A 26,125-nucleotide genomic window follows, 5' to 3' on the forward strand; every position below is an offset into this window, starting at 1 on the left:
CTCAACGCTCCTTTATCAGTGGATCCGGGTCGCGGATTCGAGGTTGTCGGTGACCGCCGAGAGAGGCCGGCGCGGGGTCTGTATCTGGGTGCCTTCAGGCGGGTGTTCGTGGTGCGGCTGCGGGCCTTTGCTCACGAGCTTCATCATGTAGCCGATGCCCACGGTGAACACCGAGCAGTAGATGACAACGAACAGCGCCAGCGAGGTACTCATCTGCGCCACCGAGTGATGGGACGCAGCGTCATGGGTACGCATCAGGCCGTACACCACCCACGGCTGACGCCCGACTTCAGTGGTGATCCAACCCGCCAGCAGCGCGATCAGACCGCTCGGCCCCATCAGCAGCACCAGACGCTGGAAGCCGCGATGACGGTAGACCTTGCCATTGCGCCGCAACGCCAGGCCCAGCACACCGACGAGGATCATCAACATGCCGAGTCCAGCCATTACACGGAAGCTCCAGAAGATCACGGTCGAGTTCGGCCGGTCTTCTTTCGGGAAGCTCTTGAGCGCCGGGATCTGCTTGTCGAGGCTGTGCGTGAGGATCAGGCTGCCGAGGTACGGAATCTCGATCGCGTATTTGGTCTTCTCCGCCTGCATGTCCGGGATGCCGAACAGCACCAGCGGGGTCGGTCCGTTGTCAGCGTTTTCCCAGTGACCTTCGATGGCGGCAATTTTCGCCGGTTGATGTTCCAGGGTGTTCAAGCCATGGGCGTCACCGACCACCGCTTGAATCGGCGCCACGATCAGCGCCATCCACAGCGCCATGGAAAACATCTTGCGCACTGGTTTGGTGTCGTTTCCACGCAGCAAATGCCAGGCCGCCGAAGCGCCAACGAAGAACGCCGTGGCCACGAACGCGGCAATCGCCATGTGCGCCAGACGGAACGGGAACGACGGGTTGAACACGATGGCCAGCCAGTCCAGCGGCATCACCCGGCCATCGACGATTTCGAAGCCTTGCGGAGTCTGCATCCAGCTGTTGGACGCGAGAATCCAGAAGGTCGAGATCAGCGTGCCGATGGCGACCATCACCGTGGCAAAGAAGTGCAAGCCACGGCCCACGCGGTTCCAGCCGAACAGCATCACCCCGAGGAACCCGGCCTCGAGGAAGAACGCGGTCAGCACTTCATAGGTCAGCAACGGCCCGGTGACGCTGCCGGCGAAGTCGGAAAATCCGCTCCAGTTGGTGCCGAACTGGTACGCCATGACCAGACCCGAGACCACGCCCATGCCGAAGTTGACGGCGAAGATCTTCGACCAGAAGTGGTAGAGATCGCGGTAAGTGTCGTTACCGGTTTTCAGCCACAGGCCTTCGAGCACCGCCAGGAAACTCGCCAGGCCAATGGTGATCGCCGGGAAGATGATGTGGAACGAAACCGTGAACGCGAATTGAATTCGCGCCAGGTCCAGTGCCTCCAGGTTGAACATGATGATGTCCTCATCAAGGCTGAAAAGCGGCAGCACACGGCCGGGCCACCGCCAGGCGTGAACGCCTGCAGCCAGTCAAATTGCAAAAGGGTTGGATCGCGTGAGTCGGTCAGGCCACCGACGACGGGATCAGGTTGCTCGCCTCGGCCGCTTCGAGGCGGATCGCCACGAACTTGGAGGTCGGCGTATAGGTGCGATCACCGTAGCTTTCCAGCGGCACCAGCGGATTGGTTTCCGGGTAGTACGCTGCGGCTTGCCCCGCTGGAATGTCGTAGGCGATCAGGGTGAAACCGCTGACCCGACGCTCGCGCTCGTCGCCCCACAGCGCCACCAGATCGACCTTCTGCCCCGGTTCGAAACCGAGCCGGCGGATATCCTGCTCGTTGGCGAACACCACGTCGCGCATGCCGTAGACCCCGCGATAACGGTCGTCGAGGCCGTACAGCGTGGTGTTGTACTGATCGTGAGAACGCATGGTTTGCAGGATCAGATGCGGTTTGACCGGCAGATTACGCACACCTTCGCTGATCAGATGCTCCGGCAGCACGCACGGGGTGAACTGGGCTTTACCGGATTCGGTGTTCCAGACACGGTCGGAGGCGTCGTTGCCGAGGTGGAACCCACCCGGGATCAGCAGCTTCTCGTTGAAATTCTCGAAACCCGGAATCACGTCGGCGATCAGGTTGCGGATACGCCCGTAGTCGCCCACCGCCCATTCCCAGTCGATCGGGTGTTTGCCCAAGGTCGCGGCGGCGATCCCGGCAATGATCGCCGGCTCGGATTTCAGATGCGCCGACTTCGGCTTCAACTGACCGAACGACAAGTGCACCATGCTGAAGGTGTCTTCCACAGTCACGCCTTGCGGACCTTCGGCCTGCACGTCGATGTCGGTACGGCCCAGGCACGGCAGGATCAGCGCGTCACGCCCGGTCACCAGATGGCTGCGGTTGAGCTTGGTCGAGATGTGCACGGTCAGGTCGAGTTTGCGCATCGCCTCGTGGGTGCGCGGGGTGTCCGGCGTGGCTTGGGCGAAGTTGCCGCCCAGACCGATAAACACCTTGGCTTCGCCCCGCTCCATGGCCCCAATCGCCATGACCGTGTTGTGGCCGTGCATGCGCGGAACCTTGAAGTTGAAGCGCTTTTCCAGGGCATCCATCAGCTCTTTCGGCGCCAGTTCGTTGATGCCCATCGTGCGGTCGCCCTGCACGTTGCTGTGGCCACGCACCGGCGACAGCCCGGCACCCGGACGGCCAACGTTGCCGCGCAGCAGTTGCAGGTTGATGACTTCCTGCAGGGTCGGCACCGAGTGCACGTGCTGGGTCAGGCCCATGGCCCAGCACATGATCACGCTCTTGGCGCGGGCATACATGCGCGCGGCCAGTTCGATGTCATGCAGCGGCACGCCGGACTGTTCGACGATGTGCTCCCAGCTCGTGGCATCGACTTCGGCCAGATAGCTGTCCAAGCCCGACGTGTGCTCGGCAATGAACGCGTGATCGAACACCGGTTCGCCGCCCGTGGCTTGGGCCTCACGCTCCCATTGCAGCAGGAACTTGACCATGCCGCGGATCATCGCCATGTCGCCACCCAAGGCTGGACGGAAGTACGCGGTGTTGGTCGCTTCCCAGCCGTTGCTGAGCATCTCGATCGGGTTTTGCGGGTTCTGGAAACGCTCCAGCCCACGCTCCTTGAGCGGGTTGATGCACACCACCTGCGCGCCACGCTTCACCGCTTCACGCAACGGTTCGAGCATGCGCGGGTGGTTGGTGCCGGGGTTCTGGCCGATGACGAAAATCGCGTCGGCGTGGTGCAGGTCTTCATAGACCACGGTGCCTTTGCCGACGCCCAGGGTCTCGCCCATGCTCACCGCACTGGCTTCGTGGCACATGTTCGAGCAGTCCGGGAAGTTGTTGGTGCCGTAGGCGCGGACGAACAACTGATAGAGAAACGCCGCTTCGTTGCTGGCACGCCCCGAGGTGTAGAACTCGGCCTCGTGGGGCGATTTCAGGCCTTTGAGGTGCTTGGCGATCAGCGCGAACGCCTCGTCCCAGGTGGTCTCGACATAGCGATCGACCCGGGCGTCGTAACGCATCGGATGGGTGATCCGGCCCTGGTATTCGAGCCAGTAATCGCTTTGCTCGGCCAGCGTCGACACCGTGTACTTGTTGAAGAATGCCGGATCGACCAAGCGGCCGGTGGCTTCCCAGTTCACCGCTTTGGCGCCGTTCTCGCAGAACTTCAGCATGCTCGCGCCGGGTGCTTCACCCCAGGCGCAACCGGGGCAGTCGAAGCCGCCGTTCTGGTTGGTCTTGAGCATGGCGCGGATGTTTTTCAGGGCATTTTCACTGCCCAGCCAGTTCTTGGTGAGGCTGATCACAGCGCCCCAACCCGCAGCGGCGCCCTTGTAGGGTTTGTAACGGTCGACTTGTGACATGGGACTTCTCCATGACGATGCACACAGGCAAAAACCTGATCGGATTTAAACAGCGACGACTGACTTTCAAGTTCAAAAGCGGTCGTTTCGTTTGACGGGGCCAAGGATATGAACCGCTGCAAAAACTTGTCTAATCGCTATTAATGACTGCGTTATCGAAATCATCTATCACGGCGTTAAACCCTTTAAATACGGGCACTTGCAAAACTAAGAAGCGCAAAAACCGGAATAATTATTTCATCATCGACAGCATCAATCGGCCGGTCATTAAGAGTGATTGGACGCAGTTCGAAGTTGCTCATAACCTGCGCCGACCCAATCCCTTCAATAGCGGATTTCACCCAAGCGAGGCTGTCATGTCAGAGCGCGTCTTGATCGATGGTTACAACCGCCGCGTCGACTACCTGCGCATGTCGGTCACCGACCGCTGCGACTTTCGCTGCGTGTATTGCATGGCAGAAGACATGCAGTTCCTGCCGCGCCAACGGGTGCTGACGCTGGAGGAGATCTATCAACTGGCGCAGAGCTTCGTTGCGCTGGGCACCCGCAAGATCCGCCTGACCGGCGGTGAGCCGCTGATTCGTCCCGGCGTCGTCGGGTTGTGCAAGCAAATTGCTGCCCTGCCCGGCCTGCGCGAGTTGTGCCTGACCACCAACGGCTCGCAGCTCGGCAAACTCGCCAGCCCGCTGTTCGACGCCGGGGTCAAGCGCCTCAACGTCAGCCTCGACAGCCTTGACCCTGTGCTTTTCAAACAAATGACCCGCACCGGCGACCTGGCACAAGTGATCAACGGCATCGATGCCGCCCGCGAGGCCGGATTTACCCGCACTAAACTCAACTGCGTGGTGATGCAGGGCCGCAATGATCACGAGATCAACGACCTGGTGCAGTTCGCCATCGAGCGGGATCTGGACATTTCCTTTATCGAGGAAATGCCGCTGGGCATCATCAGCGAACACAGTCGCGCCGAGTCGTTCTTTTCCAGCACCCAGGTGCGCGAAAAGATCGCCGAACGCTACACCCTGATCGATTCCGCCGAGTCGACCCAGGGCCCGTCGCGCTACTGGCGGCTGGCAGAAGCGCCGCACATTCGGCTGGGGTTCATTTCGCCCCACAGCCACAACTTCTGCGGCACCTGCAACCGGGTGCGGCTAACCGTCGAGGGGCGTTTGCTACTGTGTCTGGGGAACGAGCATTCGGTGGATTTGAAAGCGGTGCTGCGCGCCCATCCGGGTCAACCGGAGCGGTTGGAGAAAGCGATCATCGAAGCGATGAAGCTCAAGCCTTACCGGCACAACTTTGAAGTGAACGACGACGTGCAAGTGGTGCGTTTCATGAACATGACCGGCGGCTGAACCGCCACGTTTTCAAGGCAAAAAAGCATGATCATCCGGCCCAAGATCAACCAGTTCGCCGTCCTGTTTACCCTCAAGGGTTCGATTGCCAAGCGCATCGCCCTGCGCACCCTGATGGTCACGTTGCTGGCGTCGGCCATCGTGCTGGTGGAAATGCTCCATCCGAGCAACTTCACCAAGGTCAACGCCACGCCGTTCACCTTGCTCGGTCTGTCACTGTCGATCTTCATGAATTTTCGCAACAACGCCTGCTACGACCGCTGGTACGAAGCGCGCAAGGCCTGGGGTGAGGTGATCGTGCATGTACGTTCGGTGATCCGCGAAACCCACGTCATCCGCGAGTCGGCGCAGCGTCGGCTGTTGCTGCTGAATCTCTGCGGTTTTGCCCATGCCCTGAACGCGCGGTTGCGCCGGGAAAACGAAGCCGCCGCCAGCGCCGAATGGATCACGCCACAACACGATGCACAGGTGCCGGACTACAGCGGGCGCATTTTGCAAACCGTCGGCCAGCAATGTTCCGATCTGCATGAGGCAGGCGATCTCAGTGAATGGCGCTACATGCTGCTGGCCAATCACCTGACCAGCCTGACCCAGGCGCAAGCGGTGTGCGAGCGTATCAAGAACACGCCGCTGCCCTTCCCTTACACCCTGCTGCTGCACCGCACGATCTACCTGTTCTGCATCCTGCTGCCGTTCGCCATGGCCGAACCGCTGGGCTGGCTGACGCCGCTGTTCACGGCGATTGTCAGCTACACCTTTTTCGGTCTGGATGCGATTGCCGATGAACTGGAAGACCCGTTCGGCCGGGATGAAAACGACCTGCCAACCGATGCGCTGGTGCGTGGCATCGAGCGGGATATTCTCTCGGAGCTGGGCACCGAGCCGTTGCCACCGGCGTTGAAACCGGTGGACTACGTGCTGAGTTGATCCGACACCTCCCCCTTCGGGGGAGGAAATTCAATCAATCCAGATGTGCCCAGGTCATGCGGAACGACGCCCCGCCCCACGGTGAATCGCCAACCTCAACCCGGCCGCCATGGGATTGCGACACTCGCCGCACCAATGCCAATCCGAGACCAAAACCACCCGTACGGCGGTCGCGGCTGGCGTCCAGGCGCGAGAACGGTTCGAAAATCTTCTCCCGACCTGCCAGCGGTACACCCGGCCCGTCGTCATTGACCTGCACTTCGTATTGATCGCCGATGCGCACCAGCGACACCTCGACCCGCTGCTCGGCATAACGAATGGCATTGCGCAGCAGATTGATCACCGCCCGCGCCATGAAACGCGGCTCGATCCGCACTTCTTCGACCCGGCATTCGCCGATCAGCAATTGCACCCCGGCGGCCTCGGCTTCCAGGGCGACGCTGCCCACCACACTGTCGAGCCAGTTGGCGGCCTGAATGTTTTCGCGGGTGATGACCGTCGCGCCGCGTTCGAGGCTGGCGTAGGTCAGCAGCTCGGAGACCATCTCTTCCAGCTCGCCAAGGTCGGCGTACATGTCGGCGATCAGTTCGCGGTTCTGACTGGCGTCCGGTTGTTGCTTGAGCTGGTCGAGTTCGAACGACAGCCGGGCAATCGGCGTGCGCAGTTCATGAGACACGGCGTTGGTCAGTTCGCGCTGATTGGCGATCAGGCCTTCGATGCGCGCCGCCATCAGGTTGAAGTGTTCGGCCAGATCGCGAATGTTCGAGCGTTTGGAGAGCTGTATGCGCGACGAGAGGTCGTTGTCGCCGAATCGCTCGGCGGCCAGTCGCAGTTTTTCCAGATCGCGCCAGTGCGGACGGACCCAGAAGTACAAGACGATGCCAAGCAGCACCGCCAGCATCAGATAGGCCGCTGCGATGTAGAACGGCATCAGGCTCGGCTCGGGCGGCAATTTGATGCTGAGCACCTGCGAACCGCCGTCGATGTTGCTGATGAACTGGGTGTAGTTGTCGCGAATCACCAACAGGTTCTGCGCCAGTTCAGCCTTTTCCTCGGGCGTCAGGGCCAGTTGATCGGACTCGATCAGGTTCAACGTCAGCCCGTAATGCGGACGCAACGCCTCCAGTTGCGCCTCGCGCGCCGCTCCTTGCTGGTCGCGCATGTGCTCGATCAGCGACCAGGCCTGGCCCCGCACCGCCTCGCGGTTGTAGGCCTGCATCTGGTTGTCGAGCAACGCGTTGAAGGTGTGTTCGACGGTTTGCAGCGCCGCCACCAGCCCGACTGTCATCACCAGAAACAGTCCCAGAAATAACCGCAGCATCTACAGCTCCCACGCGAACGGATTGAACAGATAGCCCTTGCCCCACACGGTCTTGATGCACACCGGTTCGCGGGGATTGTCCTTGAGTTTGTTGCGCAGCTTGCTGATGTACACATCGACGCTGCGATTGAGGCCATCGAAAGCGATGCCGCGCATGCGATTGAGAATGTCATCGCGCGACAGGATATTGCCGGCGGCACTGGCCAGCAGCCACAGCAGTTCGAATTCCATGGTGGTCAGCTCGATCAACTCGCCCGCCAGACGCACTTCGCGGCAACTGCGATCGATGATCAGATTGCCGAACTCCAGCGAGCTGACCACGCCGCTGTCCGGCACTTGCCGACGTTGCAGGGCACGCAGGCGTGCCAGCAGGACCGGCGGCTTGATCGGTTTGATCACGTAGTCGTCGGCCCCGGACTCCAGGCCCAGAATGTGGTCGAGGTCATCTTCCTTGGCGGTCAGGATGACAATCGGCGTGTCCGACACGCTGCGGATTTCCCGGCACACGTGCAGGCCACTCTGCCCCGGCAGCATCAGGTCGAGCACCACCACTTTGGGCTTGAATTCGAGAAACGCGGCCACGGCCAGATCGCCGCGATGCACCGTCCGCACCTCATAACCGTGTTGTTCGAGAAAGTGAGCGATCAACGCAGCCAGGCGCTCATCGTCTTCCACCAGCAGGACTCTGCCAAAACCCAGGTTATCCATAACAACCGTCGCCAACCCTCAGTGAAGTGGGCGCCATTATGGAGGCATTCGCGGGCGAGACGTTTATCGCAGGCAGCAAAAACCGGCCACTTGGGCCGGTTTTCGTTGATGTTTCATACTCTTAAGAGTTTTTAACAATTCATGCCGCGACGGGCACACCGCTGTGGAAACGGAATTCCTCGTCCGGCGATTCGATCAGGTCCTGCTCGGCGGCGCGGACTTTCTCGATCACCTGGGCAATGTCCTTGGCGTCGCCGTACTGGTAAGCCAGTTTCAGATAACCCTGGAAATGCCGGGCCTCGCTTTTCAGCAGGCCGAAGTAGAACTTGCCGAGTTCTTCGTCCAGATGCGGCACCAGTGCTTCGAACCGCTCGCAACTGCGCGCTTCGATGAAGGCGCCGACCACCAGGGTGTCGACCAGTTTCACCGGTTCGTGGCTGCGCACCACTTTGCGCAGGCTCGAAGCATAACGGCCGGCGTGCAGCTGGCGCAGTTCGATCTTGCGCCGCTTCATAATGCGCATGACCTGTTCGTGGTGAACCAGTTCTTCCCGGGCCAGACGCGACATCATGTTGATCAGATCGACGTGGGAATGGTACTTGGCGATCAGGCTCAACGCGGTGCTGGCGGCCTTGAACTCGCAGTTCTTGTGGTCGATCAGCAGGGTTTCCTGATCGGCCAGCGCGGCCTGGACCCAGGCGTCAGGCGTGCGGCAACCAAGGAATTCGTGGATTTCGGGAAGGATCATGGGGCTCACGGTCAAAAGGTGTTCGAGCGAAGGGCGCCGATTATACCGGCCTACCCGCAGACCACCAGCCGCCCGCGTTGATATGCATCAAGTCGCAGACGGATGAGCAGCAACTATAGTTGTGCAACGCCGTGCCTTTTCATTGCTGGAGACTCACTCATGCAAGCCATTCGCAGCATTCTGGTGGTCATCGAACCCGAACACGCGGAAAGCCTGGCGCTCAAGCGCGCCAAGCTGATCGCCGGGGTGACCCAGGCCCATCTGCACCTGCTGGTCTGCGACAAGAAGCACGATCACGCCGGCATGCTCAGCGTGCTCAAGGCCGCGCTGCTGGCGGACGGTTATAGCGTCACCACCGAACAGGCGTGGAACGAGAGCCTGCACGAAACCATCATCGATGTGCAGCAAGCCGAAGGCTGCGGGTTGGTGATCAAACAGCATTTCCCCGACAGCTCGCTGAAAAAGGCCCTGCTGACCCCGGCGGACTGGAAACTGCTGCGCCACTGCCCGACCCCGGTGCTGCTGGTGAAGACCTCGGCCTCCTGGAAAGACCGAGTGATTCTGGTGGCGGTCGATGTGGGCAATGCCGATGGCGAGCACCGCCACCTGCACACCACCCTCATCGATCACGGCTATGACATCGCGAGCCTGGCCAAGGGGCATCTGCACGTCATTACCGCCCATCCGTCACCGATGCTGTCGGCGGCGGACCCGACCTTCCAGCTCAAGGAAACCATCGAGGCGCGCTATCGCGAGCAATGCCGGGCGTTTCAGGCTGAATTCGATGTCGACGACGAGCATTTGCATGTCGAGGAAGGCCCGGCGGATGTGCTGATTCCATTTATGGCGCACAAGCTGCAGGCGGCCGTGACCGTGATTGGCACCGTGGCGCGCACCGGGTTGTCAGGGGCGCTGATTGGCAATACCGCCGAAGTGGTGCTGGATGCGCTGGAGAGTGATGTGCTGGTGCTCAAGCCGCAGGAGGTTGAAGACCATCTGGTGGAGTTGGCGGTGAAACATTAAGCATTGTTGTCATCCTGTGGCGAGCGTGTTCGCCACAGGTAATGCTCACTCGCCCAGCGCATCCTTCAGAAAACCGGGCGCGATGTAGCGCTGATAGTGCGCTTCCGACAGCAGGAAAAATTCCCGATCAATGGCATCGCGCAGTTCCGGCAGGTTCCAGTCGCGAAACTCCGGCAGCAGCACCATCCCGTAGGCTTCCAGATTAATGATCACCCGCGCGCCCCGGGCGATCAGCTGATAGGCCCAGCAATATTCCGACTGATGCGGCACGAAGCGGATCTTGCGCTGTTCCAGTTGCTGACGCAGTCGCGCCGGGTCGAAGACCTCGACCTTGCTGGCCATCACTTGTGACAGCAATTGCTCAAGACGCAGCCACACTGCGCGTTTTTCTTCCTCGTTGTAACCGTTCCAGTGGATCACTTCGTGGTGGAAACGCTTGCAGCCACGGCACACCAGATCACCGTAAACAGTGGAGCAGAGGCCGACGCAGGGGGTCTTGATGGTCTGATTGGGCATAGAATGGGCAAAACACTTGAAACGCGGAACAGGTCGGCATGTTAGCCCTTTGTCCGGCATTCATCACCCCTCAAACGTCAGGGACAAGTGCTGGATCAAGGTTTGCCCCACCCGCGCACAACGCAACCAAAGTCCAATAGAGCGCGACTTACCTTTAAATTTTTTTTGCCGTAGAATCAGCCAGCCTTTTTAGGCGCCAATGTCCGTTAGAAGCTGTTTTCAAAGCGTCACGAGCACAGTCGTTCCTTCAGAGCGGTGTTGGCGTAAGGTTTTTCCAGCGGGGAAAAGCCATACGCCAACCCTCATCAGCTCCCCGTTCTGCAGGCGTAAAACTTTGAAAGCAGCTTCTGTAAGGAATTGCCGGTAATTCTGGCCGAACGACCCACAACGTCGTGAGGAGCATGAGTACGGCAATTTCGGGATGAGCGTCCCGGACACCCATTTGGGACCACTGATGAGGGTAATAACTGTGCTTGAAGCCTACCGCAAACATATCGAAGAGCGTGCAGCCCTGGGTATCGTTCCCCAGCCGCTTAACGCCGAACAAACTGCAGGCCTGGTCGAGCTGCTGAAGAATCCTCCGGCTGGCGAAGAAGCTTTCCTCGTTGACCTGATCACCAATCGCGTTCCACCAGGAGTGGACGAAGCCGCCTACGTCAAGGCCGGCTTCCTCTCCGCACTGGCCAAGGGCGAAGTCTCCTCCCCTCTGCTGGACAAGAAGCGCGCTGTAGAACTGCTCGGCACCATGCAGGGCGGCTACAACATCGTGACCCTGGTAGACCTGCTGGACAACGCCGAGCTGGCGCCAGTGGCTGCCGAAGAACTCAAGCACACCCTGCTGATGTTCGATGCCTTCCACGACGTGGCTGAAAAAGCCAAGAACGGCAACGTTCACGCCAAGGCCGTGCTGCAATCCTGGGCTGACGGCGAGTGGTTCAAGAAGCGCCCTGTGCTGGCCGACAAGATCAGCCTGCGCGTCTTCAAGGTGACCGGCGAAACCAACACCGACGACCTGTCCCCTGCTCCAGACGCCTGGTCGCGTCCAGACATCCCGCTGCACGCCCTGGCCATGCTGAAAATGGCCCGTGACGGCATCGTTCCGGACGAGCAAGGCAAGACCGGCCCGATGAAGCAGATCGAAACCATGCGCGGCGAAGGCTTCCCGATCGCCTACGTCGGTGACGTGGTCGGTACCGGTTCCTCGCGTAAATCCGCGACCAACTCGGTTCTGTGGTTCTTCGGCGACGACATCCCTTACGTGCCGAACAAGCGCGGCGGCGGTTTCTGCTTCGGCAGCAAAATTGCTCCGATCTTCTACAACACCATGGAAGATGCCGGCGCACTGCCAATCGAGTTCGACGTATCGAACATGAACATGGGTGACGTGATCGACCTGTACCCGCACGCTGGCAAAGTCTGCAAGCACGGTACCGACGAAGTCATCACCACCTTCGAAATGAAGACCCCGGTTCTGCTGGACGAAGTCCGCGCCGGCGGCCGTATCCCGCTGATCATCGGCCGTGGCCTGACCGAGAAGGCTCGCGCCGAACTGGGTCTGCCTGCGTTCGACCTGTTCAAGAAGCCGGAAGCTCCTGCTGAAAGCACCAAGGGCTTCACCCTGGCGCAGAAAATGGTCGGCAAGGCTTGCGGTCTGGCAGAAGGCAAAGGCGTTCGTCCTGGCACCTACTGCGAACCGAAGATGACCACCGTAGGTTCTCAGGACACCACCGGTCCAATGACCCGTGACGAACTGAAAGACCTGGCGTGCCTGGGCTTCTCCGCTGATCTGGTGATGCAGTCCTTCTGCCACACCGCGGCTTATCCAAAGCCGATCGACGTGACCACCCACCACACCCTGCCTGACTTCATCATGACCCGCGGCGGCGTTTCCCTGCGTCCGGGCGACGGCATCATCCACTCGTGGCTGAACCGCATGCTGCTGCCGGACACCGTGGGTACCGGTGGTGACTCGCACACCCGTTTCCCGATGGGCATCTCGTTCCCGGCCGGTTCCGGTCTGGTCGCGTTCGCCGCTGCCACCGGCGTCATGCCGCTGGACATGCCGGAATCGATCCTGGTGCGCTTCAAAGGCAAAATGAAACCTGGCATCACCCTGCGTGACCTGGTTCATGCCATTCCTTACTTCGCCATCCAGAACGGCCTGCTGACCGTCGAGAAGAAAGGCAAGAAAAACGCCTTCTCCGGCCGCATCCTGGAAATCGAAGGCCTGGAAGGCCTGACCCTGGAACAGGCTTTCGAACTGTCCGACGCCTCGGCCGAACGTTCGGCTGCCGGTTGCACCATCAAGCTGTCGAAAGAGTCGATCACCGAGTACCTGAACTCCAACATCACCCTGCTGCGCTGGATGATCGGCGAAGGCTACGGCGATGCGCGTACTCTGGAACGTCGTGCTCAAGCGATGGAAGCCTGGGTTGCCAATCCGGAACTGATGGAAGCCGATGCCGACGCCGAATACGCCGAAATCATCGAAATCGATCTGGCCGACATCAGCGAGCCTGTACTGTGCGCGCCGAACGACCCGGACGACGCCCGTCTGCTGTCCAGCGTTGCTGGCGAGAAGATCGACGAAGTGTTCATCGGTTCGTGCATGACCAACATCGGTCACTTCCGCGCTGCCGGTAAACTGCTGGATCAGGTCAAGGGTCAACTGCCAACTCGTCTGTGGCTGTCGCCGCCGACCAAAATGGACGCTCACCAACTGACCGAAGAAGGCTACTACGGCATCTACGGCAAGGCCGGCGCACGCATGGAAATGCCTGGCTGCTCGCTGTGCATGGGTAACCAGGCACGCGTTGAGCCGAACAGCACCGTGGTGTCGACTTCGACCCGTAACTTCCCGAACCGTCTGGGCGACGGCGCGAACGTCTACCTGGCTTCGGCTGAGCTGGCGTCCGTTGCTTCGATCCTGGGTCGCCTGCCGACCGTCGAGGAGTACATGGAATACGCTGGCAAGATCGACAGCATGGCGGCCGATGTTTACCGCTACCTGTCCTTCGACCAGATTGCCGAGTTCCGTGAAGCTGCTGCGAACGCCAACATTCCGGTCGTTCAAGCCTAACGCTGCAACGCAATGAAAAACGTCGCCCATCGTGAGATGTGCGGCGTTTTTTTATGCCTCCGGAAACTCATGCATTGAGCTTGAGTGCCTGCTGTACCGCCTCGTCCACACTCAAACCGCTCAGCAACACCTGCTCGCGTTCCAGTTCTGGCAACTGCGTCAGCACGGTCTGCGCCTCATGCTTGAGGCGCGCCAGAATCAACAGTTTGTCCTCGGCCCGCACTTGCAGGAAGAACGCTTCCAGCGCTTCGATACTGGTGCCGTCCAGGTCCGGCGACTCTTCCAGACTCAGGATGATCGTATGCACCGCTGCCGGCGCATGACGGGCCAAGCGCAGCGCACCGCCGAGAATGCGCTCCACATTGGCGAAAAACAGCGCCTCACTTGGCCGCACAATCAGCACGCCGGGGATTTCCCGGGCATCCGGATGGCGCTGCACGTCGACATAGTCGTGACCACCGCCCATTTGCCCCAGCACCTGGATATCCGCCGATGACATCTGTTTCAGCATCAGCACCACGCTGATCGCTACCGCCAATAGCAAACCGTCGAGCACGCCCAGTACCAACACCGCCGCCACGGCGCAGATCACCAACAAGCGATCGCGGCGCCAGATAAAGTAGCGGCCCAGCGGTTGCAGGCTCAACGCCCGCCCCAAGGCATGGATCACAATAGCGGCCAGCACCGGTTCCGGGGTCAGAGCGATGTACGGCAGCACCGTCAACACGATCAGCAGCACCACTGCCGCCGCGACAATACCCGCCAATCGCGATGTGGCGCCTGCTGCTTCATTGGCCGATGTTGCCGAATACCCCGCTCCGGCCGGCATGCCATGAAACAGCCCGGACAACAGATTGGACGCGCCTAGAGCCAACAGATCGCGGTTCGAAGAAACCTTGTCGCCGTGCTTCAGGGCAAACGAGCTGATCGAGCCATAAGACTCGGCATACAGAATCATCACCATGGCGAACGCCAGTTCCCCGAGGCGCAGCCAGTCGGCAAACGGCATGTTCGGCAGGCGTGGCACCTCCAGCGCCAGATCGATGACCCCGATCAGTTTCACCCCGTGGGCCGGCAGGTTCAGCCATTGGCTGGCGGCAATGCCCAACGCCACCACGATCAAACCGCCCGGCACCCGGCGAAAACGCGCACAGACCATCAATAACAGCAACGCCACCAGCGCGACCCCGGCACCCGCCAGGTTCCATTGCGGCCACTGCTCCAACAACTGCGGCAGGAAGCGAATCAGGTTGCTGTCCGTCAGGTGAACATCGACGACGCTCGCCACCTGTTTGAGGATGATCGTCACCGCCAGCCCCAGGGCGAACCCGCGCAACACCGGTTTGGCGATGAACGAAGTCACGCTGCCGAGCTTGAACAGTCCCGCCAACAGAAACAGCACGCCGGTCATCAACACCAGACCGACTGCCAGGCTCAGGCGCAATGCCGGATCACCACCGGCCAGCGAAGCCGTTGCCGCCGCCAGCACCGCTGCCGAGGATGAGGTGGCCGAAACCACGGCAAACCGACTGGTGCCCATCAGCGCGTAACACAACAACCCGGCAAACAACGCGATCACCCCGGCCTGGGGTGGCAGCGCGGCAATGCTGGAGTAGGCCACCGCCTCGGGCAGCAACAGGCCGGCAATCGACAACCCGGCCAGCAGATCCTGACTGCGACTTTGTACTTCGGGTCGGGAGGAAGCGCTCAGGGGTTCAGTTGACAATCGGACCCACCCACCCCGGCAGATACCGAGCCTCCTGGCTGCGCGCCAGGTTCATGGCTTTGGTCTGTAATTTCGGACTCAGATCGTTGATCTGGTCGCTGGCGATGCGGCTGCGAAAGAAGTCCGCCCACAGGAATTCGCTGTAGGGCGTGGCGTCCTTGGCGTAGCCACCGGCCCGGCGCAAGCGTCCGGCAAGGCTGCGATAAGGATCGTCCTGCAGATCGACTATGGATTTGGGAATGGCTTCGAAGGTGCGCCTGGCACCGCGACCATCATAGGGATGCGCCCACTGGTTGAAGTTCATCACGCTCCAGAACGTCACCGGGTCGACAAAAGAAAGGTCCTTGAGCACCAGCAATGAAGCCTTCTTGACTTCTTCCTCAATCAGCGCAAGACCGAAGTGGTGGTGATCGACGATGTAATAGACGCCTTCAGGCCCGAGCACACTGGGGAACCAGTGATTATCCAGCGCTGCCGCCCGCTCCTTGCGTTTGAGTTTCTTCCATTCCTGACGCTTGTCGGCGACTTCGGCGAGGCCGACCGTGAGCTGGGTAGGATGGAGTTTTTCCAGTTTGGCGCTGATCAGTTGCGGTCGGGCACGGGGCATGAGGCATCTCCGGGAAAAGTGCCTTTCAAGCGTAGCCGTTTATGCCGTGGGATGTGTGCCCTGGATCAGGCACCGGAAGGTCTTGCAAAAACGGGGGCGAATCGCTCGCCCCCGCTTGGTGCTGCTGGTCTGGAATCAGGCCGTCAGCGAGTAGATCAACGCCGAAATCGCCACCAGGCCGACGGCGGTGACAAACACGTTCGACGCCTGGCCACGATAGCGGGCCATTGCCGGCACTTTGCGGATCGCATACATCGGCATCAGGAACAGGATCGCCGCGATGACCGGGCCACCGATGGTCTCGATCATGCCGAGAATGCTCGGGTTCAGGGTCGCCACGATCCAGCACACCACCAGCATGAACGCCGCAACGATGCGATCCAGCGCCTTGGCGCCCGGACGCTTGCCGCTTTTGACGATCAGGCCTTTCAGACCTTCGCTGGCACCGATGTAGTGACCGAGGAACGACTTGGAGATGGCCACGAACGCAATCAACGGCGCTGCGAAAGCGATGGTCGGGTTACTGAAGTGGTTGGCCAGGTAAGACAGGATCGACAGGTTCTGCGCCTTGGCTTCGGCCAGTTGCTCTGGCGACAGGGTCAGCACGCAGCTGAAGACGAAAAACAGCACCATCACCACCATCAGCAGGTGGGCGCGGGACAGGATCTGCGAGCTGCGCTCGTCGGCGTGAACGCCGTAACGACGCTTCTGGTCCACCGCAAACGCCGAGATGATCGGCGAGTGGTTGAACGAGAACACCATCACCGGAATCGCCAGCCACAGCGTGTGCAGCAGCGCCGACGGCGCCGGCACCTGCGAAGCGGTGGACAGGATGCCGCCGTTCCAGTGCGGAATCAGGTACACGGCGAGGAACAGCAGCGCAACGATGAATGGATACACCATCAGGCTCATCGCCTTGACGATCACTTGTTCGCCGCAGCGCACCACAGCCAGCAGGCCGAGGATCAGCACGAACGACAGCAGCGCGCGCGGTGGCGGCGTGATGTGCAGTTGGTGTTCGAGGAAGCTGGCGACCGTGTTGGTCAGGCCGACGCTGTAGATCAGCAGGATCGGGAAGATCGCGAAGAAGTACAGCAACGTGATCAGCGCACCGGCCTTGATGCCGAAATGCTGCTCCACCACCTCGGTGATGTCGGCGCCTTCGCGACCGGAGAGCACGAAGCGGGTAAGACCGCGGTGTGCGAAGAAGGTCATGGGGAATGCCAGCAGCGCGAGGATCACCAGCGGCCAGAAGCCACCCAGACCTGCGTTGATCGGCAAAAACAGGGTACCGGCGCCGATGGCCGTCCCAAACAGTCCCAACATCCAGGTAGTGTCATGGCGATTCCAGCTCGACAGTTGCGCTGGTGCTGCCGCTTCAAAGCGTTGTTCGACGCTATTGGCCTGATCATTCATCCGGTCGGATCTCCGCATTCCGGTCACTTGCCACTCGGTCAGGACGCGTCGGAAAAAACCGACAGACATGCTCCGGCCGAAACAGGGGCGCGATTCTCCGCGATAAATGAGCGGAAGCAAAGACTTAGCTGAGGAATGGTTGTGCGGAGCAGATTGGAGCGATGTCGTTTCTTGGAATATTGCTGTCGGCAACAGGTACGCTTGATGTCGTTTTATGACGCGTCCCGGTGCCGAATGTGATCAGAAAAACCTGGTCAAATCGATCGGCCCACTATGAAGCCAAGTGACATGCAGAAGAGACCGAAACCCAGCATGCTCCAGACCGGGTACCTGCCCTCTTTGTCTTTGATTCGCATTTTTTCGACCCACTCATCGTACTCTCGATCTGCTTGTTCAATGATGGCCTGGCGGTCAAATGTGTTCATGTTGGCTCCTTCGGGTCAAGGGTCTGTTTTTTATGAGTAGCGAATACTCAAAACTTGAAGTAAACACTTGCTACTGCAGTGATTGCGGTCACCACACCACCCAATACTGCGATTGGATACAGGTATATTTCACTGTTCAGCTTTTTAACCTCCGCCAAAAGCTTTTGCCTTTCAGCAACGAGTTTTCGTGATTCATGCAGTAACCTTTCGAGTTCCAGCTCTTCGCGGTTGTTCTGAAGCATTGGCCTTCCTTGGCTAATGGCAATCACCGTTCAGGTTGCTGCCCCATCCTGAAGAGCGCATCCCGTCTTGCCTGAATGATTTCGCATTTCTCACCCCGTCAGATAGCGGATAAATCCACCAGCATCCGTAGGCAGCTTCCGTAACTTTTGCAGGACGGCACTGACATCGTCGAACGGCTTTAAACAGCCTCACCGACTGGCATTTTTCGGCTATACCCAATGGCGAACCGACTGACAGCCGCTTCCAGTCCCCTGCCCCAAGGAGCCTTTTCATGCCCCTCGTCCGTGTCGAACTCAAGAAACGTCCCGACCCGACCTTCGCCAAACGCGTCGGCGAGCAGATCTACGCCGCGATGCGCAGCACGATCAATGTCCCGGAGCACGACAACTTCCAGATCCTGGCCGAGCACGACGGCGAGCATTTCATCTTCGATACGCAATACCTGGGGATCCAGCGCAGCGACCAACTGGTGATCATCCAGATCACCCTCAATGAGGGCCGGACGCTGGAGCAGAAAAAAGCGCTGTACCAGACCATCGCCCAGAACCTGAACACGCACCTGTCGATCCGTCTGGAGGATGTGTTCATCAATCTGGTGGAAGTGAAGAAAGAAAACTGGTCATTCGGCAACGGCATCGCCCAGTACGCCAGTTGATGCATCTGTTGACAGCCCGTTGACGCCGCCAGCATGATCGGCCCCATGAACCTTTGCGCGTTGCACCTCACCCGCACCACCACGACCGCCACCGGCGGGTCGTGGTGTTTGCGCCTGAGGTAAATCCAGCGCAGCAAACCCAAGGCCCCGCCAGCAATGGACGGGGCCTTGTTGTTTCTCCCGTCCGTGCGGCACGTTTGGTACCGAAGGAGAAACACCATGCCCGCAGCACTGTTGATCATCGATATGCAGGTCGGCCTGTTCCAGGGTCAGGAAAAGCCCCACGACGGCGAACGTATGCTCGCCAACATCCAGCACTTGATCGCCCAGGCACGCCAACAGCAAGTGCCGATCCTTGCCGTGCGCCACACCGGCCCGGTTGGCTCGCCGATTGCCGCCGGCAGCGCGTTCTGGCAGTTATTGCCAGCACTTGAGCTGGCCGCTGAAAACGCCACCTTCATCGACAAATCCCGCCCCAATGCCTTCCACGGCACAGATCTGGCTCAACAACTCAACGCCGCGAAAATCGAAGATCTGTACATCGTCGGCATGAAAACCCAGTTCTGCATCGACAGCACCTGCCGCGCCGCTGCCGATCTGGGCTTCAAACCATTGCTGGTAGCCGATGCCCACACTTGCATGGACACACCCGCACTACCGGCCCAAGCGATCATCGAGCACCACAACGCAACCCTCGGCGCGGCGTTCGCGCGGTTGATCAACACTGCCGACGTTGCCTTCTGACGAAGCGCCCGCGCGCTCCCCGTATCAGCTCCTACACTGGCTGGTGCGGGGCAGTGCCGGCCATTGCCAAACCGCTCTGGAATCAGCACTCTGACACGACTTTCGCGACCGACACGCCGACGATCACAGGAGCCGAGCAATGCCCGCCACCGTTCTGGTACTGGTTGAAACCATCAATGACTACCTGCCCATTCTTGAACGACAGGGCTTTCACCTGATCCTCGCCCCGACGCCCGCCGAACGCGCCCAGGCCATTGCCACCCACGGCGCACGCATCGACGCGGTGCTGACCCGTGGCCCGCTGGGGTTGTACGCCGAAGAAATCGCCGCACTGCCCGCGCTGAAAATCATCTGCGTGATCGGCGCCGGCTACGAACAGGTGGACCTGCAAGCCGCCAGCAACCGGGGCCTGACCGTCACCAACGGCGCCGGCGTCAACGCCTCGTCGGTGGCCGACCATGCCATGGCGTTGCTGCTGTCGCTGGTGCGCGACATTCCGCGCTGTGACGCGGCCGTGCGCCGTGGCGAATGGCCGAAGATCATGCGCCCGTCCCTGGCGGGCAAGCGGCTCGGGATTCTCGGCCTCGGCGCGGTGGGAATGGCCATCGCCAAACGGGCGAATCTGGGCTTCGACATGGAGATCAGCTACCACAACCGCCAGGTGCGCAGCGATGTGCCCTACGCCTTCTGCTCGACCCCCACCGAACTGGCGCGAGCCTCGGACTTTCTGGTGGTGGCGACGCCCGGCGGCATCGGCAGCCAGCATCTGGTGACCCGTCCCGTGCTGGACGCACTGGGGCCCAAAGGCTTTATCGTCAACATCGCCCGCGCCAGCGTGATCAACACGGCGGACCTGATCACGGCACTTGAGCAACGGCGAATCGCCGGCGCCGCACTGGATGTGTTCGACCACGAGCCCCGGGTGCCGGACGCACTGAAAACCCTGAGCAACGTGATTCTCACCCCGCACGTCGCCGGGCTGTCACCGGAAGCCACCCAGGGCACCGTGGAGCTGGTGGGGAAAAACCTGGTGGCGTTCTTTGCCGGGGAACCGGTACTGACACCGCTGACACTGCCGCCGAAGCAGAACAACCAGCGCGTGCACTAAAGCACGCCGAGCAAGGTCCACAGCCGCCGCGATTCGGCGTCGGCCGAGATCAACTCGCCGAGCAGTTCGCTCAACGGCTTGTTGCCCCACTCCACCCCGCGCCGGATCAGGTATGGCACGGGGCTGTGAGGTTCGGTGCGGGCCAGGTATTCGGCGATCAGCAGCAATTGCCGATAGGCTTCTTCGCGGTTCGCCGGCTCACGAAAGACCTGCGCCGCCACGGGCGCTTCATCGACCGGCTGCGCCTCCACCACGGGGGCTTCGACAGGGGCAACCGGCGCCGGTTTTTGTGGGTGCATGGCGATGAACTCCTGAACCAGTTTCAGCAGCGCTTGAATGATCTCCTGCAAGGGCTGCAACCCCGGCCCCTGATCGCCCAGATACATATCGCTCCAGGCGTTCAGACGCTGCAGGTGTTGCTGGCTCAGCAGCAGGTTGCCCTGTTGGCGCAGCCAGAATGCCAATGGCGTGGCGCGCACCTGATCGCCGAGTTTCTTCTGTTCATTGCGTGCGGTTTCCGCCGAGGCCTTGGCATTCTTGCTGTCGTTGACCTGCACCTGCTGCACCTGCAAGCGGCGCCAGGTTTCCAGGTTGTATGCCTCGAAATCGCTGTTGTGCGAACCGAACAGCGGCACCCGGGTCAGCAGCACCTCACTGTACCGACGCACCAGCCACTCCAGCGGAATCACCCGCCACGACTGATCACCCTCCTCGGCCTGCGGGTGCAACTGTTCGGGATAGCGCTCACACAATCCGGCGATCAGCGCCAGGCTGCCGGGCAATCCGTCCAGCCCTTGAAGGTGCAGCCAGGCCTCGCCGAGCCAGGCGCTGAGCATCAGGTCCTTGCTGCGCTCGATCAGCAACGTCGTGGTGAGTTTTTCCACTTCCGGCCAGTTCGCCTGTTTCAGCGTCGATTGCCAGACCCCGGTCGGCAGGCTCGCATCGTCCTCGCGACGCAGGTCGCGCAATTGATCGAACTCGCGTTCGTAACGCAGATCCGCACCACACGGCGCGTCGGCGCTGATCGGTGCGAGCAACTGATCGATCAGGTCCGGCATGGTTGCAGATAGCAGGCTCACAGGCCCTCCTCGCGAGATTCAATGGCGGCGGTGGTGCCGGTCGCCTGAAACGGCGAACGCGGCGCACGGGTCGGCAACGGTGGAATCGACAACGGCAGTTTCGAACCCTGGCTCATCAACGACAGGCGCACGAACATCCGGGTGAACTCCGTGGTGACACTGTCGTTGAACGCGGTGACCGGCAGGCGCAGGGTCAGCGGAAAGTCCGTGTAATCCATGCTCGGCTGACGCTGCACCGAGAAGTGCGCGCGCATCAGCCGCAGCAACGACCATGGCCCGCCGTACTCCCAGCCCGCCTCCATGTCCCGCACCACCAGGTTCGGTTGCAGCGGATCGTTGACCGGGCGCTCGCGACCGTTGCGCGCCCAGCGCAGGGTCAGGCGGATCGGCTGGCCGACCATCCAGCGCAGGTTCGTCTGCTCGGCAGTGGGATAGCTGATCTGCTGACTGCCCGCCAGCAAGCCTCCGGCGATCACCTGATCGGCACCGCGCTCATCGTCGCGGTCGGTGCGCCAGCGAACGTCCATCTCGACACCGAGAATGCCGCTCTTGTCGCGTACGAACAGCGGGGTCAGCCACAGGCTCGCCTGCTTCAAACGGTTGAGAAAATCTTCCGCCGCCAGTCGTTCCGGGGTCTGACTCAGCACCAACCCGGCCTGGGCGACCGGCAAGCGTTTGTCGATGATTTCCAGAAAATGCTGCACCCGCGCCGGGTCGGCATCCTGCGCCTGCAAACCGTTGGCAAACGGGAAGCGATCGGCCAGGTACTGATTGAAATAGTTGGCCAGTTCATTCCACGCCGCTGCTGCCTGTTGCTGTTGCAGGTACTGGCAACGCTGCATGGCCGACTGTTGCAATTCCACCGCACGCATTGCCAGAGTGCCGCGCCCGCCCGCCAGATTGGCGGTTTGTAACACCTGTACGCAGGAGCCGGTGTCCATCTCGATGAAATCGCGGCTGACCAATTGCTCGATCTGTGCCGGCGAACTGGCCGGGTTCGAATCCTTGTACTTGAGCAGTTCGTCGTTGAGCGCGCTGAACTGGGTCACCCGTTCGTAATCCAGCGCCGACAGATTGCTCTGCTGGGTCATCAGCCATTGCAATGCCGACGTGCGCCGCTCGGTGATGCCGAGCATGGTGTTGAATTGCTGCTTGAGGCTCAGCTTCAAGTCCTGCACATCGCTGGCGCCGTACAGCTGCAAGCCGAGGTTTTTCGAGCCGTCCCACTGGCTGATTTCAGTCCGTCCGCCGAACAGCGGTTGTGCGGTGATTTCATCCAGACCGTTGACGATCTGCGCCATGGCCCGACGGTTCAACGCACCTTGCAGACGTGCCGCCAGATCGCTGCGATGGACTTCGACAAACGCCTTCTGCAAAGCCATGGCCTGCTCAGCCTGCACATTGAACACCGCATAGGGATGAGTCTGGTCGTTGTGATCTTTCAGGCTCAGCCACATGGCCTGCGCCGCCGCGCCTTCAGCCGCTTGCAGCAGCGCACCGCGATAAGCCGGGGGAATGCGCGGCAGTTCTTCGGCGACATAACTCTTGTAGCTGGCGAAATAGTTGAGCGAGGTGTTGAGATCGTCGCCATCGACGGTCTGGCCTTGCAGGTTGACGTTGTCTTCGGTGGCGCGCATGGCGATGGACACGAAGTCGCGCTTGAACAGCGCCTGCACCGCGTTATTGAGCTTCACCACCTGATCCTGCAACGCCAGTTGCCCGCTGCCCTGCTGCACCAGCAAGTTGCCGCGCGAACCGACCTGAGCGATCCACTGATCGCGGAAACTCTGCTGCAACTTGCCCGCCTGGGCGTCGAGTTGTTGCTCCACCGCAGGCCCGAGCAACGTGCTCTTGCGCACCTTGTCGAGAAATTCGCGGTAGCCCGGCACCAGTTCCTGACCCTTGCCGCGGCTCCAGGTCGAATTGGTCAGGGCGATCGCCGCTTGCAGGTCGTCGATCAGCGCGCGCAGGTCTTCCAGCTCGCTGAGGCTGTTGCCACTCCCGGCCTCAAGCTGTTCCAGGTGCAGCTTGAGGTAGCCGGCCTTGCTGACAAAGTTGTCGGCCAGAAAATACTGATCGAGCCAGCGCTCCATCAGCCCGTTGAAGTTGCTGACGATCAGCGGCCGCTCGACACTCAGATCCAGCGCCTGCAAATCACCATTGTCCCCTGCCGCCAACAGCCGGTTGTAATAAGCGGCGTGGGGCACCGTCGCCGCGTTGAGGTTGAGCGACAGCGCGTTGTTGCTCAGTTGCACCAGATCGTCCAGCGGTGCCCGCTGATTGTTCTGTACCTCAGCGAACAACTGGTTCTGCTGCTCCAGGCGCAGCGCCCGGTCCACCAGGTCCGTGGCCTTCTGGTAGTTCTGCCACTGGGCCGGGTCTTCGCTTTCGACGCTGTTGCGCCGATCCGCCACGCGGATCGCTTTGATCTTCGCCAGCTCCGCCACCAGCAACGCATGCAGCGGCTGAACCATATGACGCTGGGCAGCCTGGAACACCGCCCGTTCGATCTTCACGTCCACAGAGGAAATCCACGAAGACGGAAACGCCAGCGACACGTAGTGCCAGTGCGGCGCTTTTTCCAGTACCCGCCAGAAGCTCTGCACGTTGCGCCGGGTCGGCTCGACGCGGTGCGCCTCGTCGGTGACCGTGACGTAGCTCTTGTGCGCGCCTTGCATCAGCCGCGCCAGTTCGTGGGCATCCTTGACCGACTGGTTCCACACCCAGAACATCGCCAGTGCCCAGACGACGCCGACCACCAGCGCCACGCCGGCCGTCAGCCGTTGCCAACGCTGACGCAGGCGCAACAGGCGCGGCACTCCCAGCGCCAGACCACGCTCACCGACCAGGCGCTGGCGCCACAACTGACGCATGAACACACTGCGCTGCAAGCCGCTGTCATCGGCGCTGAACCCGTCGAGCGCATCCTCGCAGGGTTGATTGGCGCTGAAATACACACCGCGAAAACACGGTGCCTCGCCCTGCGCGTTGCCCTGAAACACCGGCTCAAGCACGTTTTGCAGACCCCGTCGCAGCGTTTCGAGACGCTCCGGCAAGGCATACAGGTCAGCACTCAAATGCCCGGACAAGGTGCCGAGTTCAATCACTGCTTCGGCGACGGCGCGGTGCAGGCGATCCAGCGCCTGATCACTCCACTGCCCCTGCCACACCGCATCCCGCGCAAACGGCGATGACCAGCCCAGGGTGCGTTCGCGTGCCTCATCAGGCAGCGCACTGATCAGGTCCTGAAACCCCGGCAGTTCCTCAAGCCCGGTGACGATCACGTACACCGGTACACTCAGGCCAAAGCGCTGCAGCAGATCGATGAAGCGTCGGCGCGCCGCAAGCCCCAACTGCGTCGCCTGTTCCAGATTGCCCAGGCGACTGACCGACACGGTCCAAATCACCCCGTCGAGCGGACGCTTGCTGCGCAGGCGCAGGATCAGCCCGAGCAGTCGCCACCAGCCGCCACGCTGCAGATGCATGCCGTCTTCCGGCAGAAACAAGCCTTGGGGCACCACCAGCACCGCACCTTCCGGGTCCGACCACCAACGGCCGAACCAGGCCGGTTTGTCGGTGGGTTGCAGGCGCCACTCAGTCACCAGTTGCGTGCCCTGGACCTCATCACCGAGCATCAGCAACCATGGCAACTGATAGCGATCGTGAGTGCCCTGCTCTTGCTCCATGTGCCGCACCGCAAGATAGAAGCTGCGGATCGCCGCGCCGCTTCGAGTGCGCAGCCACCACACCGCCACACCGACGATCACCAGCAGCAACAGCACCGCGACCACCCACGCGACGATCGACAAGGTACTCATGAGTCTTGCTCCGGCGCCGCCATCGAGTCGGTGGTTTGCAGCACCGGTTCCAGTTCGGAACGAATGTCGCTCCACAAGAACTGGCCGACCCCGGTCAGCAACAGCACCATCGCCAGAATGCCCAACGCCAGACGAAAACCGTCCGGCAACGCCGTGCGCACCGGCAGTTGCAGGGGTGCGACCAGCGACGGCTGGACCAGTCGTTCGCTGACATCGTCGTAACTGGCCTCGTCCTGCCAGGCAAAGGTGAACAGCGCCAGCCGCCACTTTTCCAATTGCGCCTGACTGTGCTCGCCACGCAGACGCCCATGGAAACCGAGGATCAGACATTGCAGGTAGACGTTGGCGAGGTCACGGGTGGTGGGTTGTTGTTCATCGAGAAGGGTTTGAATCGCCGCCGGCACTTGCTCACCCGCCTGACGGCTGGAATACAGGCGCGACTCCAGCGGTTTGTCTTGCCAGGCGCCCTGGCCCGGCCATGGGCTGAACAGCAGGGTTTCATCGACCAGCGCAACGAAGGCGTACACCAGCGCCTTGACCTGTTCGGTCGCCGAGTCGCCGACCCGCGAAAACGCCGTACGCCACAAGCGCTGTGAAGCCTGGGTGGACAGCTCGACCACGGTTTCGACCAGCGCCGCATCGTCCTCGATGTCCTTGGGCAATTGAGTCCAGTCCAGTTGCCATTGCTGCCACGTCTGACGGAACGCGCTGCTCAACGGTGCGTCCTGCAACCCAAGGCTTGCGGCACTTCCTTGCGACATA

21 protein-coding genes are annotated in these 26,125 nt (G+C 61.0%); 7 read left to right on the top strand and 14 right to left on the bottom strand.

What is annotated here, in order from left to right; all coding sequences use genetic code 11:
* Positions 1-15 precede the first annotated feature (15 nt).
* Positions 16-1,431: a cytochrome ubiquinol oxidase subunit I gene (locus AC1RME_RS08900; protein WP_096820234.1), complete on the bottom strand. Its 1,416-nt coding sequence runs from the start codon at positions 1,429-1,431 to the stop codon at positions 16-18.
* A 109-nt stretch (positions 1,432-1,540) separates the two neighbouring features.
* A complete protein-coding gene (locus AC1RME_RS08905; protein WP_096820196.1) occupies positions 1,541-3,865 on the bottom strand; it encodes an FdhF/YdeP family oxidoreductase in 2,325 nt (774 codons plus the stop codon).
* Positions 3,866-4,221: 356 nt separating this feature from the next.
* On the opposite strand from AC1RME_RS08905, the gene moaA reads away from it, so the two are divergent.
* Complete coding sequence (moaA, locus tag AC1RME_RS08910; protein WP_096820197.1) at positions 4,222-5,220, top strand: GTP 3',8-cyclase MoaA; 999 nt, start codon at positions 4,222-4,224, stop codon at positions 5,218-5,220.
* 27 nt (positions 5,221-5,247) lie between these two features.
* Entirely contained in the window at positions 5,248-6,147 is a 900-nt protein-coding gene (locus tag AC1RME_RS08915; RefSeq protein ID WP_096820198.1) for a bestrophin family protein, read from the top strand.
* 34 nt (positions 6,148-6,181) lie between these two features.
* Here the strand turns inward: AC1RME_RS08915 and AC1RME_RS08920 are convergent, their stop codons facing one another.
* From AC1RME_RS08920 to AC1RME_RS08930, 3 genes are all read right to left on the bottom strand, one after another.
* On the bottom strand, positions 6,182-7,468 hold the full coding sequence (locus tag AC1RME_RS08920) for an ATP-binding protein (protein WP_096820199.1): 1,287 nt from the start codon (positions 7,466-7,468) through the stop codon (positions 6,182-6,184).
* Positions 7,469-8,176, bottom strand: coding sequence for a response regulator (locus AC1RME_RS08925; protein ID WP_096820200.1), 708 nt, complete (start codon positions 8,174-8,176; stop codon positions 7,469-7,471). It lies immediately after the preceding gene.
* Between the two features lie 139 nt (positions 8,177-8,315).
* A complete protein-coding gene (locus tag AC1RME_RS08930; protein ID WP_085610660.1) occupies positions 8,316-8,924 on the bottom strand; it encodes a MiaE family protein in 609 nt (202 codons plus the stop codon).
* A gap of 159 nt (positions 8,925-9,083) precedes the next feature.
* Between AC1RME_RS08930 and AC1RME_RS08935 the strand changes: the two genes are divergently transcribed.
* Positions 9,084-9,947, top strand: a complete 864-nt coding sequence (locus AC1RME_RS08935; RefSeq protein ID WP_096820201.1) for a universal stress protein — start codon at positions 9,084-9,086, stop codon at positions 9,945-9,947.
* A 45-nt stretch (positions 9,948-9,992) separates the two neighbouring features.
* On the opposite strand, the gene AC1RME_RS08940 is transcribed toward AC1RME_RS08935, so the two are convergent.
* Positions 9,993-10,463 (bottom strand): DUF1289 domain-containing protein, encoded by a 471-nt coding sequence (locus AC1RME_RS08940; protein WP_085711613.1) that lies wholly within the window; start codon positions 10,461-10,463, stop codon positions 9,993-9,995.
* A gap of 469 nt (positions 10,464-10,932) precedes the next feature.
* Between AC1RME_RS08940 and acnB the strand changes: the two genes are divergently transcribed.
* A complete protein-coding gene (acnB, locus tag AC1RME_RS08945; protein WP_096820202.1) occupies positions 10,933-13,542 on the top strand; it encodes a bifunctional aconitate hydratase 2/2-methylisocitrate dehydratase in 2,610 nt (869 codons plus the stop codon).
* Between the two features lie 67 nt (positions 13,543-13,609).
* Here the strand turns inward: acnB and AC1RME_RS08950 are convergent, their stop codons facing one another.
* The 5 genes from AC1RME_RS08950 to AC1RME_RS08970 form a co-directional block, all read right to left on the bottom strand.
* Positions 13,610-15,268, bottom strand: coding sequence for a SulP family inorganic anion transporter (locus AC1RME_RS08950; RefSeq protein WP_255261913.1), 1,659 nt, complete (start codon positions 15,266-15,268; stop codon positions 13,610-13,612).
* Positions 15,258-15,875 carry a ParB-like protein gene (locus tag AC1RME_RS08955; protein WP_096820203.1) on the bottom strand — a complete coding sequence of 206 codons (618 nt, stop codon included), beginning with the start codon at positions 15,873-15,875 and terminating at the stop codon, positions 15,258-15,260. Before AC1RME_RS08955 ends, AC1RME_RS08950 begins: the two co-directional genes overlap by 11 nt.
* Before the next feature lie 135 nt (positions 15,876-16,010).
* Entirely contained in the window at positions 16,011-17,291 is a 1,281-nt protein-coding gene (locus tag AC1RME_RS08960) for an HAAAP family serine/threonine permease (RefSeq protein ID WP_096820204.1), read from the bottom strand.
* A gap of 254 nt (positions 17,292-17,545) precedes the next feature.
* The gene (locus AC1RME_RS08965; protein WP_176504838.1) at positions 17,546-17,716 is read right to left on the bottom strand and encodes a hypothetical protein; all 171 of its coding nucleotides are present in this window, start codon (positions 17,714-17,716) and stop codon (positions 17,546-17,548) included.
* Positions 17,717-17,763: 47 nt separating this feature from the next.
* Positions 17,764-17,958, bottom strand: a complete 195-nt coding sequence (locus tag AC1RME_RS08970; protein WP_096820205.1) for a hypothetical protein — start codon at positions 17,956-17,958, stop codon at positions 17,764-17,766.
* A gap of 272 nt (positions 17,959-18,230) precedes the next feature.
* On the opposite strand from AC1RME_RS08970, the gene AC1RME_RS08975 reads away from it, so the two are divergent.
* The 3 genes from AC1RME_RS08975 (at position 18,231) to AC1RME_RS08985 (ending at position 20,466) form a co-directional block, all read left to right on the top strand.
* Positions 18,231-18,614 carry a tautomerase family protein gene (locus AC1RME_RS08975; RefSeq protein ID WP_096820206.1) on the top strand — a complete coding sequence of 128 codons (384 nt, stop codon included), beginning with the start codon at positions 18,231-18,233 and terminating at the stop codon, positions 18,612-18,614.
* A gap of 219 nt (positions 18,615-18,833) precedes the next feature.
* Complete coding sequence (locus AC1RME_RS08980; RefSeq protein ID WP_096820207.1) at positions 18,834-19,358, top strand: cysteine hydrolase family protein; 525 nt, start codon at positions 18,834-18,836, stop codon at positions 19,356-19,358.
* A gap of 139 nt (positions 19,359-19,497) precedes the next feature.
* Positions 19,498-20,466, top strand: a complete 969-nt coding sequence (locus AC1RME_RS08985) for a 2-hydroxyacid dehydrogenase (protein WP_096820208.1) — start codon at positions 19,498-19,500, stop codon at positions 20,464-20,466.
* Here the strand turns inward: AC1RME_RS08985 and tssA are convergent.
* From tssA to AC1RME_RS09000, 3 genes are read right to left on the bottom strand one after another with little or no spacing between them, the layout of a single operon-like run.
* Positions 20,463-21,545, bottom strand: a complete 1,083-nt coding sequence (tssA, locus tag AC1RME_RS08990) for a type VI secretion system protein TssA (RefSeq protein ID WP_096820209.1) — start codon at positions 21,543-21,545, stop codon at positions 20,463-20,465. The two genes, AC1RME_RS08985 and tssA, sit on opposite strands and share 4 nt — an antisense overlap.
* The gene (locus AC1RME_RS08995; protein WP_096820210.1) at positions 21,542-25,363 is read right to left on the bottom strand and encodes a type VI secretion system protein; all 3,822 of its coding nucleotides are present in this window, start codon (positions 25,361-25,363) and stop codon (positions 21,542-21,544) included. Before AC1RME_RS08995 ends, tssA begins: the two co-directional genes overlap by 4 nt.
* On the bottom strand, positions 25,360-26,124 hold the full coding sequence (locus AC1RME_RS09000) for a DotU/TssL family secretion system protein (RefSeq protein ID WP_096820211.1): 765 nt from the start codon (positions 26,122-26,124) through the stop codon (positions 25,360-25,362). Before AC1RME_RS09000 ends, AC1RME_RS08995 begins: the two co-directional genes overlap by 4 nt.
* Position 26,125: the final 1 nt, after the last annotated feature.

The organism is Pseudomonas sp. GW822-FHT03F08 (assembly GCF_058801265.1).

Bases quoted from the DNA above. Each gene is read 5' to 3' on its own strand.
- AC1RME_RS08920 (WP_096820199.1), bottom strand. From the start codon at position 7,468: ATGCTGCGGTTATTTCTGGGACTGTTTCTGGTGATGACAGTCGGGCTG.
- AC1RME_RS08965 (WP_176504838.1), bottom strand. From the start codon at position 17,716: ATGAACACATTTGACCGCCAGGCCATCATTGAACAAGCAGATCGAGAG.
- AC1RME_RS08955 (WP_096820203.1), bottom strand. From the start codon at position 15,875: ATGCCCCGTGCCCGACCGCAACTGATCAGCGCCAAACTGGAAAAACTC.
- AC1RME_RS08935 (WP_096820201.1), top strand. From the start codon at position 9,084: ATGCAAGCCATTCGCAGCATTCTGGTGGTCATCGAACCCGAACACGCG.
- AC1RME_RS08960 (WP_096820204.1), bottom strand. From the start codon at position 17,291: ATGAATGATCAGGCCAATAGCGTCGAACAACGCTTTGAAGCGGCAGCA.
- AC1RME_RS08980 (WP_096820207.1), top strand. From the start codon at position 18,834: ATGCCCGCAGCACTGTTGATCATCGATATGCAGGTCGGCCTGTTCCAG.
- AC1RME_RS09000 (WP_096820211.1), bottom strand. From the start codon at position 26,124: ATGTCGCAAGGAAGTGCCGCAAGCCTTGGGTTGCAGGACGCACCGTTG.
- AC1RME_RS08900 (WP_096820234.1), bottom strand. From the start codon at position 1,431: ATGTTCAACCTGGAGGCACTGGACCTGGCGCGAATTCAATTCGCGTTC.
- AC1RME_RS08905 (WP_096820196.1), bottom strand. From the start codon at position 3,865: ATGTCACAAGTCGACCGTTACAAACCCTACAAGGGCGCCGCTGCGGGT.
- AC1RME_RS08985 (WP_096820208.1), top strand. From the start codon at position 19,498: ATGCCCGCCACCGTTCTGGTACTGGTTGAAACCATCAATGACTACCTG.
- AC1RME_RS08995 (WP_096820210.1), bottom strand. From the start codon at position 25,363: ATGAGTACCTTGTCGATCGTCGCGTGGGTGGTCGCGGTGCTGTTGCTG.
- AC1RME_RS08915 (WP_096820198.1), top strand. From the start codon at position 5,248: ATGATCATCCGGCCCAAGATCAACCAGTTCGCCGTCCTGTTTACCCTC.
- AC1RME_RS08930 (WP_085610660.1), bottom strand. From the start codon at position 8,924: ATGATCCTTCCCGAAATCCACGAATTCCTTGGTTGCCGCACGCCTGAC.
- moaA (WP_096820197.1), top strand. From the start codon at position 4,222: ATGTCAGAGCGCGTCTTGATCGATGGTTACAACCGCCGCGTCGACTAC.
- AC1RME_RS08970 (WP_096820205.1), bottom strand. From the start codon at position 17,958: ATGCTTCAGAACAACCGCGAAGAGCTGGAACTCGAAAGGTTACTGCAT.
- AC1RME_RS08975 (WP_096820206.1), top strand. From the start codon at position 18,231: ATGCCCCTCGTCCGTGTCGAACTCAAGAAACGTCCCGACCCGACCTTC.
- AC1RME_RS08940 (WP_085711613.1), bottom strand. From the start codon at position 10,463: ATGCCCAATCAGACCATCAAGACCCCCTGCGTCGGCCTCTGCTCCACT.
- AC1RME_RS08925 (WP_096820200.1), bottom strand. From the start codon at position 8,176: ATGGATAACCTGGGTTTTGGCAGAGTCCTGCTGGTGGAAGACGATGAG.